Here is a 16,339-nt window from a genome sequence, read left to right as displayed (position 1 = left end):
GTGCTCATTGGCGGCATGCGGTGGGTGTCATGCGCGTAGCAAACGAGTGAACGGCGGATTCACTGAGTCAAGGTGGTCCACCGTGCGTTCGCGTGGGCGACCTCGCCAGCCGTAGTTGCCACGACGATACATGCAACCGGCAAGAATCCACAGCTTGCTGCGGTAGGTCGCGTCGCATGAAGCGAGACGCGCCCGCGACCATCGAGCGCCCCTCGTCACGTTCGCTGACTCCGTCGACGGTTCCGCATCGCGGCTTCGTTGCGATTGCGTCGCTTCGCCTCTCTTCCCTACGTGCTGGCGTCCCGGCCACGCCCCACTAGTTCGCTTTACTCCCTGCGCAGTTTTTCACTCGACGCCACGCGCGCCCGCCATCCTCGCGTCACCCACGCGCACTCTGCGCGCCGTTCCCGCAGCATTCCGGTCCATCGCGCCCATAGGCACATGCCTTGCTGATCACTCGTTGCAAATCAAGCACGCGCGATGCGCGTCGACGTCCCGGCGCGCATGCGCCGAACCAACTGACGATACGGCCGAATCATCCGAGACGGCCGGACAGGGAGAACTCGAATGACCATTGGAACCATCCTGCTGATCGTGCTCATCATCCTGCTGATCGGCGCGTTGCCGAGCTGGCCGTACAGCAGCGGCTGGGGCTACCGGCCGACCGGCGTGCTCGGTGTCGTGTTGATCATCGTGATCGTGTTGCTGCTGATGGGACGCATATAACCCTGCACTCAACCCTCGCCCTCGCAGGCCATTTTCAGCCCGACGCAATTCATGGTTGACTCTGGCACCCCATGCCCCGTAGAATCTCGGATTCGTCGGAGCGTAGCGCAGCCTGGTAGCGCATCTGATTTGGGATCAGAGGGTCGTAGGTTCGAATCCTATCGCTCCGACCACGAAAAGCAATACGAAACCCGCGTAGCCTCCGGCTTCGCGGGTTTTTGCTTTTGGCTTTCCGATTTTCTGTTTTGTAGCTTCTGAGTCCGCGCGCTCGCGACGTCTCTCGCTGCATCGCGCGAGCTGAAACGCGAGTCGCCAAAGAAAGAGCCGAAGCAAAAGTGCCCGCAGTCCTCGCCTTGCGAACTACCAGGTCCGCATGCGACAGTGATCGAATGATCGAGACGAGCGGGGCTGTTAATCCGCCGCAACCCGCGTCAAGGAGACACGCATGGATCTGATTCTCTGGCGTCATGCCGAAGCCGAGGATTTCGCCGCCGGCGATCTCGCCCGCGCGCTCACCACGCGTGGCCGCAAACAGGCGCAAAACGTCGCGCGGTGGCTGCGCACGCGCTTGCCCGCCGACGCCGTCGTGCTCGCGAGTCCCGCCGTGCGCACCATTCAAACCGCCGAGACGCTGAGCGACCAGTATCGCGTGGTGCGCGAACTCGCGCCCAACGCCAGCGCGGACGACGTACTCAAGGCCGCCGGCTGGCCCAACGGCATCGCGCAGACCGTCGTGATCGTCGGGCATCAACCGACGCTCGGCCACGTTGCCGCCCGGTTGCTCGGCGACAGCAACGCCAGTTGGCCGCTAAAGAAAGCCGGCGTGTGGTGGATCGCGAGCCGCGAGCGCGACGGCGGCGAACAGGCGGTATTGCGCGCGGCGATCACACCGGATCTCGTCTGAGCCGGCGCGCGTCGAAAACCCTCGACGCATGAAATCCGCGTGCCACCGACAGCCGCGCGCATGACACCCGACATGACAACCCGCGCGCACGCGGCTTACGGGCAGTCATTTAATCGTCATCGCGTTGCCATGCGAGCGTCACCAGGCGTTACTACATTGGCGAAAAAAGAAGTCTTCCTTTTTTCGACCAGGACGCCCCATGCGAGAACTGCCGACGCCCACCCTGCCCCTCGCTTCGATCTTCGAAACGCGCCGCCTGCCGCGCGCCGAGGAAACGGTCACCGCGCAGCATCGGCTGCAAGTGACGTGGGCGCGCACCGATGAAGAACTGCGCGAAGCACAGCGTCTGCGCTACCGTGTGTTCGCCGATGAAATGGGCGCGCATCTGACGGGCCCCGCGGGTCTCGACGTCGATGCGTTCGACGCGTACTGCGATCATCTGCTGGTGCGCGATCTCGACACGCTGAAAGTAGTCGGCACGTATCGCGCGTTGCCACCGCATCAGGCCACGCGCATCGGACGTCTGTATGCGGAGAGCGAGTTCGACGTGTCGCGTCTCACACACCTGCGCGCGAAGATGGTCGAAGTGGGCCGCTCGTGCGTGCATCCCGACTACCGTAGCGGCGCGGTGATCATGTCGCTGTGGGCCGGTCTCGCCGCGTACATGAAGCACAACGGCTACGAGACGATGCTCGGCTGCGCGAGCGTCGCGATGGTCGACGGCGGCCACTACGCGGCGAATCTGTATTGCTCGCTGCGCGATAACGCGTTGACCGCGCCGGAATATCGCGCGTTCGCGCACACGCCGCTGCCGGTCGATGAATTGCAGACGGGCATCGAAGTCGCGCCGCCGCCGCTCGTCAAAGGCTACCTGCGTCTGGGCGCAAAAATTTGCGGCGCGCCCGCATGGGACCCCGACTTCAACACCGCGGACTTTCTGACGCTGTTCCGTCTGTCCGATATCAATGCGCGCTATGCCCGCCACTTCCTCGGCGATGCATTGCCGCGCTGAGCGCGTCTAGCAGCGGTGCTCGACGCAAATGAAAAGCCCGGCAATTGCCGGGCTTTTCATTTCCTCCCCTCACACGCGAATCAATCGTCCGTGTAGACGACGCGGTACGGAATGCCGACCTTCTCCCATTCCGCCGCTTCCTGAATCAGGCTGTAGTCGGTCAGCGGATTGTTGGTCACCCACTCGTTCGGCAAGCGCACCTCGTAGCCACCGTGGACCCGCGCGACCGTGATCCCCGGCAAGCCGACATCCGCACGCCGGCGGCACAACAGCGCAGCGAGCCGCAGACAGAACAGTAGCGGCCACTCCACTTCGCGCGTTTGCGACAGCTTGCCGAGCTTGCCCGCATGACCGAGCACGAGCGCGGCGAGCCGCGCCTGGTCGGTGCGGGAGAAGCCGGGCATGTCCGCATTGCTGGCGATATAGGCCGAATGCTTGTGATACGCGCTGTGCGAAATCGACAGCCCGATTTCATGCAGCGCCGCCGCCCAGCCGATGAACATGCGGTTTTCCACACGACGCTCTTCGTCAGGCTCCGCGAACTGGTCGTAAAAGCTCATCGACAGATCGCCGATGCGCCCCGCCTGCGCACGATCCACCCCATAGCGGCGCATGAAGCCTTCCACCGTCACCGTGCGCATGTCCTCGTGCTGCGAGCGGCCCAGCAGGTCGTACATCACGCCGAGGCGCAACGCGCCGTCGGTGGTGTCGACGTAATCGACGCCGAGTTCGTCGAACACCGCGATCATGATCGACAGGCCGCCGGCCAGTACCGGAATACGGTCGCCCTTCAACGCGACCAGCTTCAACCGGTTGACGTTTTCCGCCTTGATCAATGCGCGCTTGAGCCGTTCGAGGCCGCCGCGCGAGATACCGTGCGTGACGCCCGGATCGTTGAAATTATTCGCTTCGACGAGTTCGGCCAACGCGCGCGCAGTGCCCGATGAACCGATCGCCTGCTCCCAGCCGGTCTTCTTGTACTCGGCGGAAATGATCTGGATTTCGCGGCCCGCGGCGAGTTCGGCCTGGCGCATCGTGTATTCGTCGACATTGCCGGCCGGGAAAAACGCGCGGCTGTGACTCACGCAGCCGATATATAGACTCTCCATCTTGATCGGCGTGTAGTGCGAACCGATGATGAATTCCGTCGAGCCGCCACCGATGTCGACCACCAGCCGCTTGCCCGCGCTGGCCGGCACGGAGTGTGCCGCGCCCGCGTAGATGAGGCGCGCTTCCTCGCGCCCCGCGATCACTTCGATCGGGAAGCCGAGCGCGGCCTGCGCCTCGCCGAGAAATTCGCTGGCGTTCTTGGCGATGCGCAACGTGTTGGTGGCGACCGCACGAACGTGATCGGGATGGAAGTCGCGCAGCCGTTCGCCGAAGCGCTTGAGCGCATCCCAGCCACGTACCTGCGACGCACGATCGAGCATCTTGTCGCGTGACAGACCGGCGGCGAGACGCACCGGTTCACGCAACGCGTCGACCTGATAGATCTGGCTGCCCGCGTCGGTTTCCTCGACCCGGCCGACGATCAACCGGAAGCTGTTCGAACCGAGATCGACGGCGGCGAGAAGTTGTGGCGTATTGACCATCGGGTTTGCGGACTCCATGCGCGCGAGCGCGGCGGCGGTAAGCGCGGCGGGCGTTGCGGGTCGCCCCGCCGCCCTCGGCGCCCTGGGTCCGGCCGCGCTGTTCAAAGACGCCATTCTAAGCGTACCGGGACTCACGATGTCACCTCGCAGCGATGGGGTTGCCCCATGGTCCCATATACACTGCGTCATATTGACGACACGCAACGAATCGGGCGTAGAATTTAAGAATTCGAGAATGTCATAAGAACGTCATCATACTGTGAGAATTTCCGAGCGTCTTTCCGCCTCTCTACCTGACATTCCATTCTCGCTGCCGATGTCCATCCGCTATCCCCTATTGAATCGCGAGCTGGGCATTCTGGGTTTCAACGAGCGTGTGTTGGCACAAGCTGCCGACCCCGCCGTTCCTTTGCTCGAACGCCTGCGCTTCATCTGCATCACCAGTAGCAATCTCGACGAATTCTTCGAAGTCCGCATGGCCGGACTGCAGGAACAGATGCGCGACAACCCCGGCGCGCTGTCGCCGGACGGCATGTCGTTGCAGCATGTGTACGATCTCGTGGTCGAGCGCGCGCAGAAGCTCGTGCATCGTCAGTACACGATGCTGCACGACACGGTGCTGACCGCGCTCGAAGCGGAAGGCATCTATTTTCACGGCACAGAAGCGTGGAACGAAGCGCAGACCGAATGGGCGCGCCACTACTTCTTCGACGAACTGCTGCCGGTGCTCACGCCGATCGGACTCGACCCCGCGCATCCGTTTCCGCGTGTGCTCAACAAGAGCCTGAATTTCGTCGTCGAACTCGAGGGCAAGGATGCGTTCGGCCGTCAGGCGATGATGGGCATCGTGCAGGCGCCGCGCGCGCTGCCGCGACTCGTGCGCATGCCGCAGGACCTGTCGGGCTATCCGCACGGCTTCGTGCTGCTCAGCTCGCTGCTGCAACGCTTTGTCGGCGAGCTGTTTCCGAACCTGGTGGTGCGTAGTTGCAACCAGTTTCGTATCACGCGCAATAGCGAACTGTTCGTCGACGAAGACGAAATCACCAATCTGCGCGTCGCGTTGCAGGGCGAATTGCCGGCGCGCCATCTGGGCAATGCGGTGCGGCTCGAAGTGTCGGCGGAAACGCCCGCGCATGTCGTGCGGCGCCTGCTCGACGAAAGCGGTCTGTCCAACAAGGACTGCTACTACGCGAACGGCCCCGTCAATCTCGTGCGGCTGATGCAGTTGCCGGAGATGGTGGACCGCCCCGATCTGAAGTTCGTGCCGCACATCCCCGCGATTCCGCCGAGCATCGCCAACAGCACGAGCATGTTCGACGTGATCGATCAGGGCGACGTGCTGCTGCATCATCCGTACGAGAGCTTCCAGCCGGTGCTCGAACTGCTGTTGCAGGCGGCCAAAGATCCGAACGTGATGGCGATCAAGCAGACCATCTATCGCACCGGCACCGACTCGCCGCTAATGGACGCGCTGATGCAGGCCGCGCGCAACGGCAAGGAAGTCACGGTGGTGGTCGAACTGCTCGCGCGCTTCGACGAGGAAACCAACATCAACTGGGCCTCGCAACTCGAAGCGGTGGGCGCGCACGTCGTCTACGGCGTGGTGGGCCACAAGTGCCACGCGAAGATGATGCTGATCGTGCGGCGCGTGTCGGAAGGCGGCAAGACCACGCTCAAGCGCTACGTGCATCTGGGCACCGGCAATTATCATCCGCGCACCGCGCGTCTTTATACCGACTTCGCCCTGATGACCGCCGATCAGAAAATCTGCGAAGACGTGCATCACGTGTTCCAGCAACTGACCGGCATCGGCGGCGAGCTGAAGCTGCACGAGTTGTGGCAGTCGCCGTTCACGCTGCATCCGAAACTGGTCGAGGCGATTCGCGCGGAAGCCGAGCACGCGCGCGCCGGCAAGAAGGCGCGCATCGTCGCGAAGATGAACGCGCTGCTCGAGCCCACGGTAATCGCCGAGTTGTACGAAGCATCGCAGGCGGGCGTGAAGATCGATCTGATCGTGCGCGGTGTGTGTTCGTTGCAGCCGGGTGTGCCGGGGCTATCGGAGAACATCACGGTGCGCTCGATCGTCGGGCGCTTTCTCGAACACCATCGAATCTTCTACTTCTACGACGACGGCAAGGAGCAGGTGTATCTGTCGAGCGCTGACTGGATGGACCGCAACTTCTTCCGGCGCGTGGAAGTCGCGTTCCCGGTCAACAACCGGCGTCTGAAGCGGCGCGTGATCGCCGAAGGATTGTCCGCGTTTCTCGGCGACAACCAGTCCGCGTGGCTGATGCAAAGCGACGGCCACTATCGTCGTCGGCGGCCGGGCAAGTCGTCGCGCAATGCGCAGATGAGCCTGCTTGGGAAGTTCTGTCCGTGAGAACGTGGCTCGCCGCAGCAGGCGCGCCGGCACGACACGCGTAAAAAAACCGCCTGTTTTCAGGCGGTTTTTTCATTCCGACGCTTTGATCGAGCTGTAGTCAAACCGGCGCAGGTTGCCGGCGCGCGGTGCGATACACCGGAAAGCGCACGGTGAAGGTACTACCGCGCCCCTCCTCGCTCTTCACGTCGAGTTGCGCATCGTGTCGCTGCAGCACGTGCTTGACGATCGCGAGTCCCAGCCCCGTGCCGCCGGTGTCACGTGAACGACTGCGGTCGACGCGATAGAAACGCTCGGTCAATCGCGGAATATCCGCGGCCGGAATGCCCAGCCCGCTGTCCGTGACGGAGAACACCGCATGCCCGCCTTGCGCATGCCAGTGCACCTTGATCGCGCCGCCGTCCGGCGTGTAGCGAATCGCGTTCGTCACGAGGTTGCCGAGCGCGCTGAGTATTTCGGTTTCCACGCCTGTGACGGTCAGCCCTTCGTCGGCGTCGAACACGATCCTGTGGTGGTCGCTCGACAGACTCTGCGCATCGTCGCGCAGATGCCGCAGCACCGCACGCATGTCGATCATCTGGTCGCTCGGCGGCTTGTTGTCGCCTTCGAGTTTCGCGAGCACCAGCAGATCGCTGACGATATGGCGCATGCGTGACGCCTGCTGCTCCATCAGTTCGAGATAGCGCGAGCGCTCGGCCTCGCTCAACGGCAACTCGCGCATCGTCTCCAGAAAACCGGACAGCACGGTGAGCGGCGTCTTCAGTTCATGCGAGACGTTGGCGACGAAGTCGCGCCGCATCGCGTCGGTGCGTTCCAGCTCGGTAATGTCCTGCGACAACACCAGCTTGCGATTCTCGCCATAAGGAAATACCTGCACCGACAGCACGTTCTGGCGCTTGTCGCCCATGCCGCGCATGATCAGCATTTCTTCGTACCGGTGCGAGTTCAGATAGCGGACGAAGTCGGGATGACGCACCAGATGCGTGATGTGCTGACGCAAATCGCGCTTCGCATCGAGGCCGAAGTGGCTCTCCGAGATCGCGTTGCACCACTCGATCTGATCGTGATCGTCGAGCATCGCAACACCGTTCGGCGACGCCTGGATCGCCTGGATGAAACGCGAGTGCTGCTGCTCGACCTGGCGCACCTGCGCGTGCCAGCGCTTCGCGAGCTTGTGCAGACGATAGTAGATTTCGCCCCAGATGCCTGGCGCGCTCGGTACTTCGCCATACACCGGCGCGTCGAGCAGACGCCACAGGCGCTGTTTATGAAAGGTGCTGAAGGTGCTCTGTGCAAGCAGCATGACGATCGCAAGAACGAGTGCTGCCTTGATGTTCACGAGTGCGCCGACCACCGCGCACAGAACAGCCAGCAGCACGACCGACACGATGGAGCGCGCCCAGATGATGTTCATGGTCTAGCGATCGAAGAGAAAAACACGCGCGCCGCAGTGAATGCGGCGGCGCCTGGTGTTGCGAAACTGACGCGGGTGTCGTGGGCTACCGATATGAAGCCAAACAGCACGAGCGGCACGCGGACACACGCGCCGCCAACGAATCAGGCACCCTCACGCGCTCTTCGCGAGCCGGTAGCCGCTGCCGCGCACCGTTTCAATCATAGCATCGCACCCGGCCGGCTTGAGCGCCGCGCGCAGGCGCTTGATGTGCACATCGACCGTGCGCTCCTCGACGAACACGTGATCGCCCCACACCTGATCAAGCAGTTGCGTACGGCTATGCACGCGCTCCGGATGCGTCATGAAGAAGTGCAGCAAACGGAATTCCGTCGGGCCGAGATCGAGCTTGATCTCGCTGCCTTCCGCATGCGCGGCCACGCGGTGCGTCGCCGGGTCGAGCTTGAGGCCGTTGATCGCGACCAGGTCTTCGGTCAACTGCGGCGCGCGACGGCGCAACACCGCCTTGATGCGCGCCATCAATTCCTTCGGCGAGAACGGCTTGGTGACGTAGTCGTCCGCGCCGATTTCGAGACCGAGCACCTTGTCCTGCTCATCGCCGCGCGCGGTCAGCATGATGATCGGAATGTGCTTCGTGCGCTCGTTGTTGCGCAGATCGCGAGCGAACGCGATACCCGATTTACCCGGCAACATCCAGTCGAGCAGGACGAGGTCGGGCAGTACGTCGCTGATCAGGTTCTGCGCCTGCTCCGCGTTGTACGCGCGAATCGGGCAGTGTCCGGCGTGTTGAAGATTGACCGAAATCAGTTCGGAAATGGCGGGCTCATCTTCAATGACGAGAATGCTGCTGGGCATCGGCACCTCTGGTCCTTTTCTCTGGATTAACTGAGTGCTTCGCGTTCGAGCGCGTCGCGCGACTTGTGCCGCACGTCGGTGCCCTTCACGATGTAAATGATGAATTCGGCGATGTTCTTCGCGTGGTCGCCGATCCGTTCGATCGCCTTCGCGATGAACAGAAAGTCGAGGCCCACGGAAATGGAGCGCGGATCTTCGGTCATGTACGAGATCAGCTTGCGCACGAACGCGCGGAATTCTTCGTCGATCGCTTTGTCGTCGCGCACGATCTGTGCGGCGGCGACCGTGTCGAGACGCGCGAACGCGTCCAGCGCGCGGCGCAGGATCGACACCGCCATTTCGCCCGACAGCTTGATCTCGGCGATATTGATGGTGCGCGATGCGCCATCTTCCATCAGACGCTTGGTGCGCTTGGCGATTTTTTCGGCTTCGTCGCCGGCGCGTTCGAGATTCGTGATGGTCTTCGAAATCGCGATCAACAGGCGCAGGTCACGCGCGGCCGGCTGACGGCGCGCGATGATGTTGCTGCATTCCTCGTCGATTTCCACTTCCATCTTGTTCAGACGGTCTTCGGCGGCGATCACCTGTTCGGCGATATCGAGGTCGAACTCGTTGAGCGCCTGCATGGCGTTGACGATCTGCGATTCCACGAGGCCGCCCATTTCGAGCACCTTCGACGAAACCAGGTTCAGGTCGGCGTCGAACTGGCTGGACAGATGTTTATCGGACATGTCGTACTCCGTTGTTTTGCCCGGCGAATTAGCCGAAGCGGCCCGTGATGTAGTCTTCAGTTTCCTTGCGGACCGGCTTGATGAAGATCTTTTCGGTGTCGCCGAATTCGATCAGTTCGCCAAGGTACATATAGGCAGTGTAGTCCGAACAGCGAGCCGCCTGTTGCATGTTGTGCGTGACGATCACCACCGTGTAATCGCTCTTCAATTCGGCGATCAATTCTTCGATGCGGCCCGTCGAAATCGGGTCCAGCGCCGAACACGGCTCGTCGAGCAGCAGCACTTCCGGACGGATCGCGATGCCGCGCGCAATACACAGACGCTGCTGCTGGCCGCCCGACAAACCGTAGCCGCTCTGGCCGAGCTTGTCCTTCACTTCGTTCCACAACGCGGCCTTGGTGAGCGCCCATTCGACGCGGTCGTCCATCTCCGAGCGCGGCAGCGTTTCGAACATCTTCACGCCGAACGCGATGTTGTCGTAGATCGACATCGGAAACGGCGTCGGCTTCTGGAACACCATGCCGATCCGCGCGCGCAAGAGCGAGATATCGCGCTTGGAGGTCAGCAGGTTTTCGCCGTCCATCAGAATCTCGCCTTCGGCGCGCTGTTCCGGATAGAGCGCGTACATCTTGTTGAACGTGCGCAACAAAGTGGACTTGCCGCAGCCCGACGGACCGATGAACGCGGTCACCTTGCCTTCGGGAATCTGCAGGTTGATGTTCTTCAGCGCGTGGTACTTACCGTAGAAGAAGTTCAGGTCGTTGACCTCGATTTTCGGACGCGACGGCGACGACGCCTGGCCACTCTGGGCGGGATCGAAACCGGCGGGCGCGGTGGGACGCGCGATCGGATTGAGTTGAGTTTCTGCCATATTCATCGGATTACACTCCGCCCTTACTTATTCGAGAAGATCGTGCGCGCGAGGATGTTCAGTCCCAGCACCGCGAGCGTGATCAGGAAGACGCCGGCCCACGCGAGCGATTGCCATTGCGCGAACGGGCTCATCGCAAACTTGTAGATCGTGACCGGCAGATTCGCGACCGGCTGACCCATGTTCATCGAGAAGAACTGATTCGACAGCGCCGTGAAGAGCAGCGGCGCGGTTTCGCCGGCAATCCGCGCGACGCCCAGCAGCACGCCGGTGACGATGCCCGCAATCGACGCCTTCAGCGTGATCGACAGCACCATCTTCCACTTCGGCGTGCCGAGTGCGAAGGCCGCTTCACGCAGCGCGTTCGGCACCAGTTTCAGCATGTTTTCGGTGGTGCGGATCACGATCGGAATCTGCAGCAGCGCGAGCGCGAACACGCCGGCCCAGCCGCTGAAGTGACCCATCTTCGCGACCACCAGTGCATACACGAACAGACCGATCACGATCGACGGCGCCGACAGCAGGATGTCGTTGATGAAGCGCGTGAGGTTCGCGAGCCAGCCTTTCTGGCCGTATTCGGCGAGATAGACGCCCGCCAGAATACCGATCGGCGTACCGACGAACGTGGCGAGGCCGACCAGCATCACGCTGCCGACGATCGCATTCGCGAGACCGCCGCCGTCGGTATTCGGCGGCGGCGTCGACTGCGTGAACAGCTCGATGGACAAACCGCCGATACCGAGACGCAGCGTCGTATAGAGAATCCACACGAGCCACAGCAGACCGAAGGCCATCGCCGCGAGCGACATCGTCAGCGCGAGCGCGTTCTTCATGCGGCGGCGTCCTTGCAGACGCACGCGCATCGCTTCGAGCGCGGCGGCGTCGTTCGAACCCGGCATGTTCAGAGCGGACTGGCTCATTTCGCGCCCTCCCCTTTCTCGAGGCGAAGCAGCATGAATTTCGAAATCGACAGCACGATGAAAGTAATCACGAACAGGATCAGGCCGAGTTCCATCAGCGCCGATGTGTGCAGGCCCGGATCCGCTTCCGCGAATTCGTTGGCGAGCGCCGACGTGATGCTGTTACCCGGTGAAAACAGCGAGATGTTGTCGAGCAGATTGGTGTTGCCGATCACGAACGTGACCGCCATCGTCTCGCCGAGCGCGCGGCCCAGACCGAGCATCACACCGCCGATCACACCGCTCTTGGTGAAGGGCAGCACGATCTTCCACATCACTTCCCACGTCGTGCAGCCGATGCCGTACGCCGATTCCTTCAGCAGCACCGGCGTGACTTCGAACACGTCGCGCATCACCGATGCGATGTACGGAATGATCATGATCGCCAAGATGACGCCCGCGCACAGGATGCCGATGCCGATCGGCGGCCCGCGAAACAGCGCACCGACGAATGGAATGCCGCCGAGCACCGCGCCGAGCGGCTTCTGGAACCACGTCGCGAAGATTGGCGCGAACACCAGCAGGCCCCACATGCCGTACACGATCGACGGGATCGCGGCGAGTAGTTCGATCGCGATGCCGAGCGGCCGGCGCAGCCATGCAGGCGCGAGTTCGGTCAGGAAAAGCGCGATGCCGAAGCTGACCGGCACCGCGATGATGAGCGCAATGAGTGACGTGGCGATCGTGCCGTAAATCGGCACCAGGGCGCCGAATTGCTTGCTTGGCGGATCCCACTCGGCGGTCCACAGGAAGCTCAGACCGAACTCCCTGATCGACGGCATGGAGGCGATGATCAGCGAAACGATGATGCCGCCGAGCAGTAGCAACGTAATGATGGCGGCGAGGCGAGCCAGGCCGCCGAAGATCACGTCGCCGGCGCGGCTGGGCGCCTTCTGCTGCGACGTGCTGCCGGGCGGGTTGGCCCTGCTGGCGCCGGACGCTAAATGGATATCGGACATGAGAGCCTGATGGACCTGTTTCCAGTTGCCGTATGACACGTGTCGTGCGGCCGGTGAAGCTTGGGTTGATGCCGGATCGAAGCCCTGATTAATGCCTGGGGTAATGCCGTTGGCCGCCCTCACATGAGGACGGCCAACGTGTTACACGATGCTGTTGCTTACCGAGAGCTTAGTCGGCGATCGACTTGCCCGCAGCGTCCTTCACCTTCGACTTCCACTGCGTGCGGATCTCCGACACGACCGAATCCGGCAGCGAGATGTAGTCCAGATCGTTCGCGGCCTGCGTGCCGTTCTTGAACGCCCAGTCGAAGAACTTCAGCGTTTCCGTGCCTTGCGCCGGCTTGTCCTGCGCGGTGTGCAGCAGCACGAAGGTCGCGCCGACGATCGGCCATGCGTTCTTACCCGGCTCGTTCGTCAGGATCTGATAGAACGACTTCGACCAGTCCGCGCCCGCTGCCGCTGCCTTGAAGGTGTCCGTCTTCGGCTCGACCACCGTGCCCGACGAGTTCTTCAGCGCGACGTACGTCATGTGGTTCTGCTTCGCGTACGCCCATTCCACGTAGCCGATTGCGCCCGGCAGACGTTGCACGAAGGCTGCGACGCCGTCGTTGCCCTTGCCGCCCGTACCGGTCGGCCAGTTGACCGTCGAACCTTCACCGACCTTCGACTTCCAGTCCGCGTTGACCTTCGACAGGTAGTTCGTCCAGATGAAGCTGGTGCCCGAACCGTCGGCGCGGCGAACCACGGCGATGTCGGTGTCCGGCAGCTTCAGCTTCGGGTTCAGTGCGACGATCGCAGGATCGTTCCACTTCTTGATCTTGCCCAGATAGATGTCGCCGAGCACTTCACCCGACAGCACCAGTTCAGACGGCTTCACGCCCGGCACGTTGACGACCGGCACCACGCCGCCGACCACGGTCGGGAATTGGAACAGGCCTTCCTTGGCGAGTTCGTCGTCCTTCAGCGGAGCGTCCGAACCGGCGAAGTCGACAGTCTTCGCGACGATCTGCTTCACGCCGCCCGACGAACCGATACCCTGATAGTTCACCTTGCCGCCGCCGGACTTCTGATAGGCGTCGGCCCACTTCGTGTAGATCGGTGCTGCGAAGGTGCTGCCCGCGCCGGTGATGTCTGCGGCTTGCGCGGCGATCGCGAAAAGCGCGCCAGCGACGCCAGCGAACACGGTTTGCATCAATTTCATGAGACCTCCAAGGTGTGAGCGGTGTGAGCGAGTAACACGAACACCGCGAAGCTTAGGGCCTCTTTGTGACAGTAACGTGACTAACCGTGAAGCGGGCGTGACAGTGGCATTACCGAATGAAAGGTGCAGGGACGAATAAATCGACGGCGTTGCGACGTCGGACCGTACTCTAGCGAGATTAGGTGAAAAAGATCGGATGTGAACGTTTACGTGGGGGTGAAGCGGGCTGCGCCGGAGATGAGGCGGGCGGCGTAAAGAGAGCTAGGGTTGGGCGGGTTTGATATTTATTTGGCCGCGTTCATGGCGGTTGGTTACCGTGCCGGAGTTGGTGGCTAAAACGGCACGCGGCGGGACGATATCCGATCGCCTCGCCGCGTGCTCTAAAGAACTGGCCTACGCCGTGGCTTGCTTGACCGCGTCGGCAATCGCTTCCGAATGGCGCACAGCGTCGTCGACATTCTCAGCCTCGACCATCACGCGCAACACCGGCTCGGTGCCGGACGCGCGGATCAGCACGCGGCCGCGGCCATTCAGCGCACTCTCGGCGTGGCCGATCGCACGGCGAATCGCATCGCTGCCCTTCCAGTCCGCGTCCGGCTTCATGCGCACATTGATCAGCTTCTGCGGGAACAGCGTGACGCCGTCGAGCAGCTCGGCGAGCGATTTCCCGCTACGCTGCATCGCCGCCAGCACGAGCAACGCGGAGACGATGCCATCGCCGGTCGAATGGCGGTCCAGCGACAGAATATGGCCGGAGCCTTCCGCGCCGAGTTGCCAGCCGTGTTCGCGCAGTTGCTCGAGCACATAGCGATCGCCCACCGCCGCGCGGACGAACTTCACGCCCGCCTCCTGCAGCGCGACCTCGACCGCCATGTTGGTCATCAAGGTGCCGACCGCGCCTACGACCTTGCCGTCGGTCGCGATGCGGTCCTTCACCAGCACGTACAGCAGCTCGTCGCCGTTATACAGGCGGCCCGCCGCGTCCACCACCTGCAGACGGTCGGCGTCGCCGTCGAGCGCGATACCGAGGTCCGCGTGATTCGCACGCACCGCGCGCACCAGCGCGTCCGGCGCAGTGGCGCCGACGCCGTCGTTGATGTTGAAGCCGTTCGGCGACACACCGATCGGAATCACCTCGGCGCCGAGTTCGTGGAAAACGTGCGGTGCGACGTCGTACGCGGCGCCGTGCGCGCAATCGACGACCAGCTTCATGCCGCGCAGGTCGAACGCCGCCGGGAACGTGCTCTTGCAGAACTCGATATAGCGTCCGGCCGCGTCGTCGAGGCGCCGCGCCTTGCCGAGCTGCTCGGATGCCGCACAGGCAAGCGGCAGATTGAGTTGCTCTTCGATCTGCGCTTCCACTTCGTCCGGCAGCTTGTTGCCGTCGGCGGAAAAGAATTTGATGCCGTTGTCATAGTACGGATTGTGCGAAGCGCTGATGACCACGCCCGCGGCAAGCCGCAGCGCGCGTGTCAGATAGGCGATGCCAGGCGTCGGCATCGGGCCCGCCAGCATCACGTCGACGCCAGCCGCCGAAAAGCCCGACTCCAATGCGGCTTCAAGCATGTAGCCCGACACGCGCGTGTCTTTGCCGATCAGCACCGTCGGCCGCGCGCCCGATTTGGCCCAGCGATCCGCGCCCGCGAGCACTTTGCCGGCTGCATAGCCGAGCCGCAGCACAAATTCCGGCGTAATGGGCCCTTCGCCGACCTTGCCCCGAATCCCGTCCGTTCCGAAGTAACGACGTGCCATGTTTTTTCTCTCCCTCGTTTGCTGTGGGTTCAACCGCGCGCGCGGCCGCGATTCGCCGCGTCGCGCATGGCTGCCCATACTTTCAATGCATCTGCTGTTTGCGGGACATCATGCACGCGCAAAATTGCAGCACCCCGTTCGGCCGCGCACACTGCGGCGGCAACACTACCGGCGACGCGCTCCGCAGCCGGGCGCCCGACCACCGCGCCGACCATCGACTTGCGCGACATGCCCGCGAGAATCGGATACGGCGGCACGGCTCGCGGTGCGGTGTCCGGCAAATCCGCGAGCAGCGCGTAGTTATGTTCGATCACCGACTTGCCGAAGCCGAAACCCGGGTCGACGCTGATACGTGCACGCGCAATCCCCGCTTGCTGCAGCGTAGCCACCCGCTCCTCCAGGAAGCGCCGGACTTCGCTCACGACGTCCACGTAGGCGGGCTCGCCGAGCTGCATGGTCTGCGGCTCACCGAGCATATGCATCACACACAGCCCGCATGCGCTATCGCGTACAGCGTCGATCGCGCCGGGCATCCGGAAGCCCCAGATATCGTTGATCAGATCGGCGCCCGCGCTCAATGCCTCACGCATCACTTCCGGCTTGTACGTATCGACAGACAACGGCACATTCGCCCCGCGCAACTGCTCGATGAGCGGAATCACACGCTCCAGTTCTTCGTCGAGCGGCACCGGCGGCGCGCCGGGGCGCGTCGATTCGCCGCCGATGTCGATGATGTCCGCGCCGTCGAGCATCATGCGCTCCGCCTGGCGTAGCGCATCGCCGCGCATCGCGTATTTGCCGCCGTCGGAAAAAGAATCGGGCGTGACGTTCAGAATGCCCATGACCAACGGGCGTTCAAAGGTCAGTTTGAAGCGGCCGCACTGCAGCGGCTCAGGAATGGGAGGGGAAGATAGATCGGCTTTCGACACGTAGCAATGCTTCACGTAAAACGGATAAATGCAAAACGGGCCGGTGTGAAACAC

At 62.7% G+C, this 16,339-nt stretch carries 14 protein-coding genes and 1 tRNA gene; 5 read left to right on the top strand and 10 right to left on the bottom strand.

The window, feature by feature from the left end; all coding sequences use genetic code 11:
• Window positions 1-567 precede the first annotated feature (567 nt).
• From BGI01S_RS29230 to BGI01S_RS03360, 4 genes are all read left to right on the top strand, one after another.
• Window positions 568-726 (top strand): DUF3309 family protein, encoded by a 159-nt coding sequence (locus BGI01S_RS29230; RefSeq protein ID WP_042322186.1) that lies wholly within the window; start codon window positions 568-570, stop codon window positions 724-726.
• Between the two features lie 96 nt (window positions 727-822).
• Window positions 823-899: transfer RNA gene (locus tag BGI01S_RS03370), tRNA-Pro, on the top strand.
• Window positions 900-1,171: 272 nt separating this feature from the next.
• On the top strand, window positions 1,172-1,630 hold the full coding sequence (locus BGI01S_RS03365) for a SixA phosphatase family protein (RefSeq protein ID WP_042322184.1): 459 nt from the start codon (window positions 1,172-1,174) through the stop codon (window positions 1,628-1,630).
• A 199-nt stretch (window positions 1,631-1,829) separates the two neighbouring features.
• Window positions 1,830-2,642, top strand: a complete 813-nt coding sequence (locus tag BGI01S_RS03360) for a GNAT family N-acetyltransferase (RefSeq protein WP_042322181.1) — start codon at window positions 1,830-1,832, stop codon at window positions 2,640-2,642.
• An 80-nt stretch (window positions 2,643-2,722) separates the two neighbouring features.
• Here the strand turns inward: BGI01S_RS03360 and ppx are convergent, their stop codons facing one another.
• Window positions 2,723-4,348 carry an exopolyphosphatase gene (gene ppx, locus BGI01S_RS03355; protein ID WP_042322178.1) on the bottom strand — a complete coding sequence of 542 codons (1,626 nt, stop codon included), beginning with the start codon at window positions 4,346-4,348 and terminating at the stop codon, window positions 2,723-2,725.
• Window positions 4,349-4,550: 202 nt separating this feature from the next.
• Between ppx and ppk1 the strand changes: the two genes are divergently transcribed.
• A complete protein-coding gene (gene ppk1 / locus BGI01S_RS03350) occupies window positions 4,551-6,614 on the top strand; it encodes a polyphosphate kinase 1 (RefSeq protein WP_042322171.1) in 2,064 nt (687 codons plus the stop codon).
• 100 nt (window positions 6,615-6,714) lie between these two features.
• On the opposite strand, the gene phoR is transcribed toward ppk1, so the two are convergent.
• The 9 genes from phoR to folP form a co-directional block, all read right to left on the bottom strand.
• Window positions 6,715-8,028 carry a phosphate regulon sensor histidine kinase PhoR gene (gene phoR, locus BGI01S_RS03345; protein ID WP_042322169.1) on the bottom strand — a complete coding sequence of 438 codons (1,314 nt, stop codon included), beginning with the start codon at window positions 8,026-8,028 and terminating at the stop codon, window positions 6,715-6,717.
• A gap of 153 nt (window positions 8,029-8,181) precedes the next feature.
• A complete protein-coding gene (gene phoB, locus BGI01S_RS03340; RefSeq protein WP_028199153.1) occupies window positions 8,182-8,883 on the bottom strand; it encodes a phosphate regulon transcriptional regulator PhoB in 702 nt (233 codons plus the stop codon).
• A 26-nt stretch (window positions 8,884-8,909) separates the two neighbouring features.
• Window positions 8,910-9,614 (bottom strand): phosphate signaling complex protein PhoU, encoded by a 705-nt coding sequence (phoU, locus tag BGI01S_RS03335; protein WP_042322168.1) that lies wholly within the window; start codon window positions 9,612-9,614, stop codon window positions 8,910-8,912.
• A 28-nt stretch (window positions 9,615-9,642) separates the two neighbouring features.
• On the bottom strand, window positions 9,643-10,491 hold the full coding sequence (pstB, locus tag BGI01S_RS03330; protein ID WP_042322166.1) for a phosphate ABC transporter ATP-binding protein PstB: 849 nt from the start codon (window positions 10,489-10,491) through the stop codon (window positions 9,643-9,645).
• A gap of 17 nt (window positions 10,492-10,508) precedes the next feature.
• Window positions 10,509-11,405: a phosphate ABC transporter permease PstA gene (gene pstA, locus BGI01S_RS03325; RefSeq protein WP_042322163.1), complete on the bottom strand. Its 897-nt coding sequence runs from the start codon at window positions 11,403-11,405 to the stop codon at window positions 10,509-10,511.
• Window positions 11,402-12,403, bottom strand: coding sequence for a phosphate ABC transporter permease PstC (gene pstC, locus BGI01S_RS03320; RefSeq protein ID WP_042322162.1), 1,002 nt, complete (start codon window positions 12,401-12,403; stop codon window positions 11,402-11,404). Before pstC ends, pstA begins: the two co-directional genes overlap by 4 nt.
• 169 nt (window positions 12,404-12,572) lie before the next feature.
• Entirely contained in the window at window positions 12,573-13,604 is a 1,032-nt protein-coding gene (gene pstS / locus BGI01S_RS03315; protein WP_042322158.1) for a phosphate ABC transporter substrate-binding protein PstS, read from the bottom strand.
• A 393-nt stretch (window positions 13,605-13,997) separates the two neighbouring features.
• Window positions 13,998-15,356, bottom strand: coding sequence for a phosphoglucosamine mutase (glmM, locus tag BGI01S_RS03310; protein ID WP_042322156.1), 1,359 nt, complete (start codon window positions 15,354-15,356; stop codon window positions 13,998-14,000).
• 29 nt (window positions 15,357-15,385) lie between these two features.
• Window positions 15,386-16,285, bottom strand: coding sequence for a dihydropteroate synthase (gene folP / locus BGI01S_RS03305; RefSeq protein WP_042322618.1), 900 nt, complete (start codon window positions 16,283-16,285; stop codon window positions 15,386-15,388).
• Between the last annotated feature and the right edge of the window lie 54 nt (window positions 16,286-16,339).

The organism is Paraburkholderia ginsengisoli NBRC 100965 (assembly GCF_000739735.1).
GTDB lineage: Bacteria > Pseudomonadota > Gammaproteobacteria > Burkholderiales > Burkholderiaceae > Paraburkholderia > Paraburkholderia ginsengisoli.
This window is presented reverse-complemented; position numbering and strand designations above follow the sequence as displayed.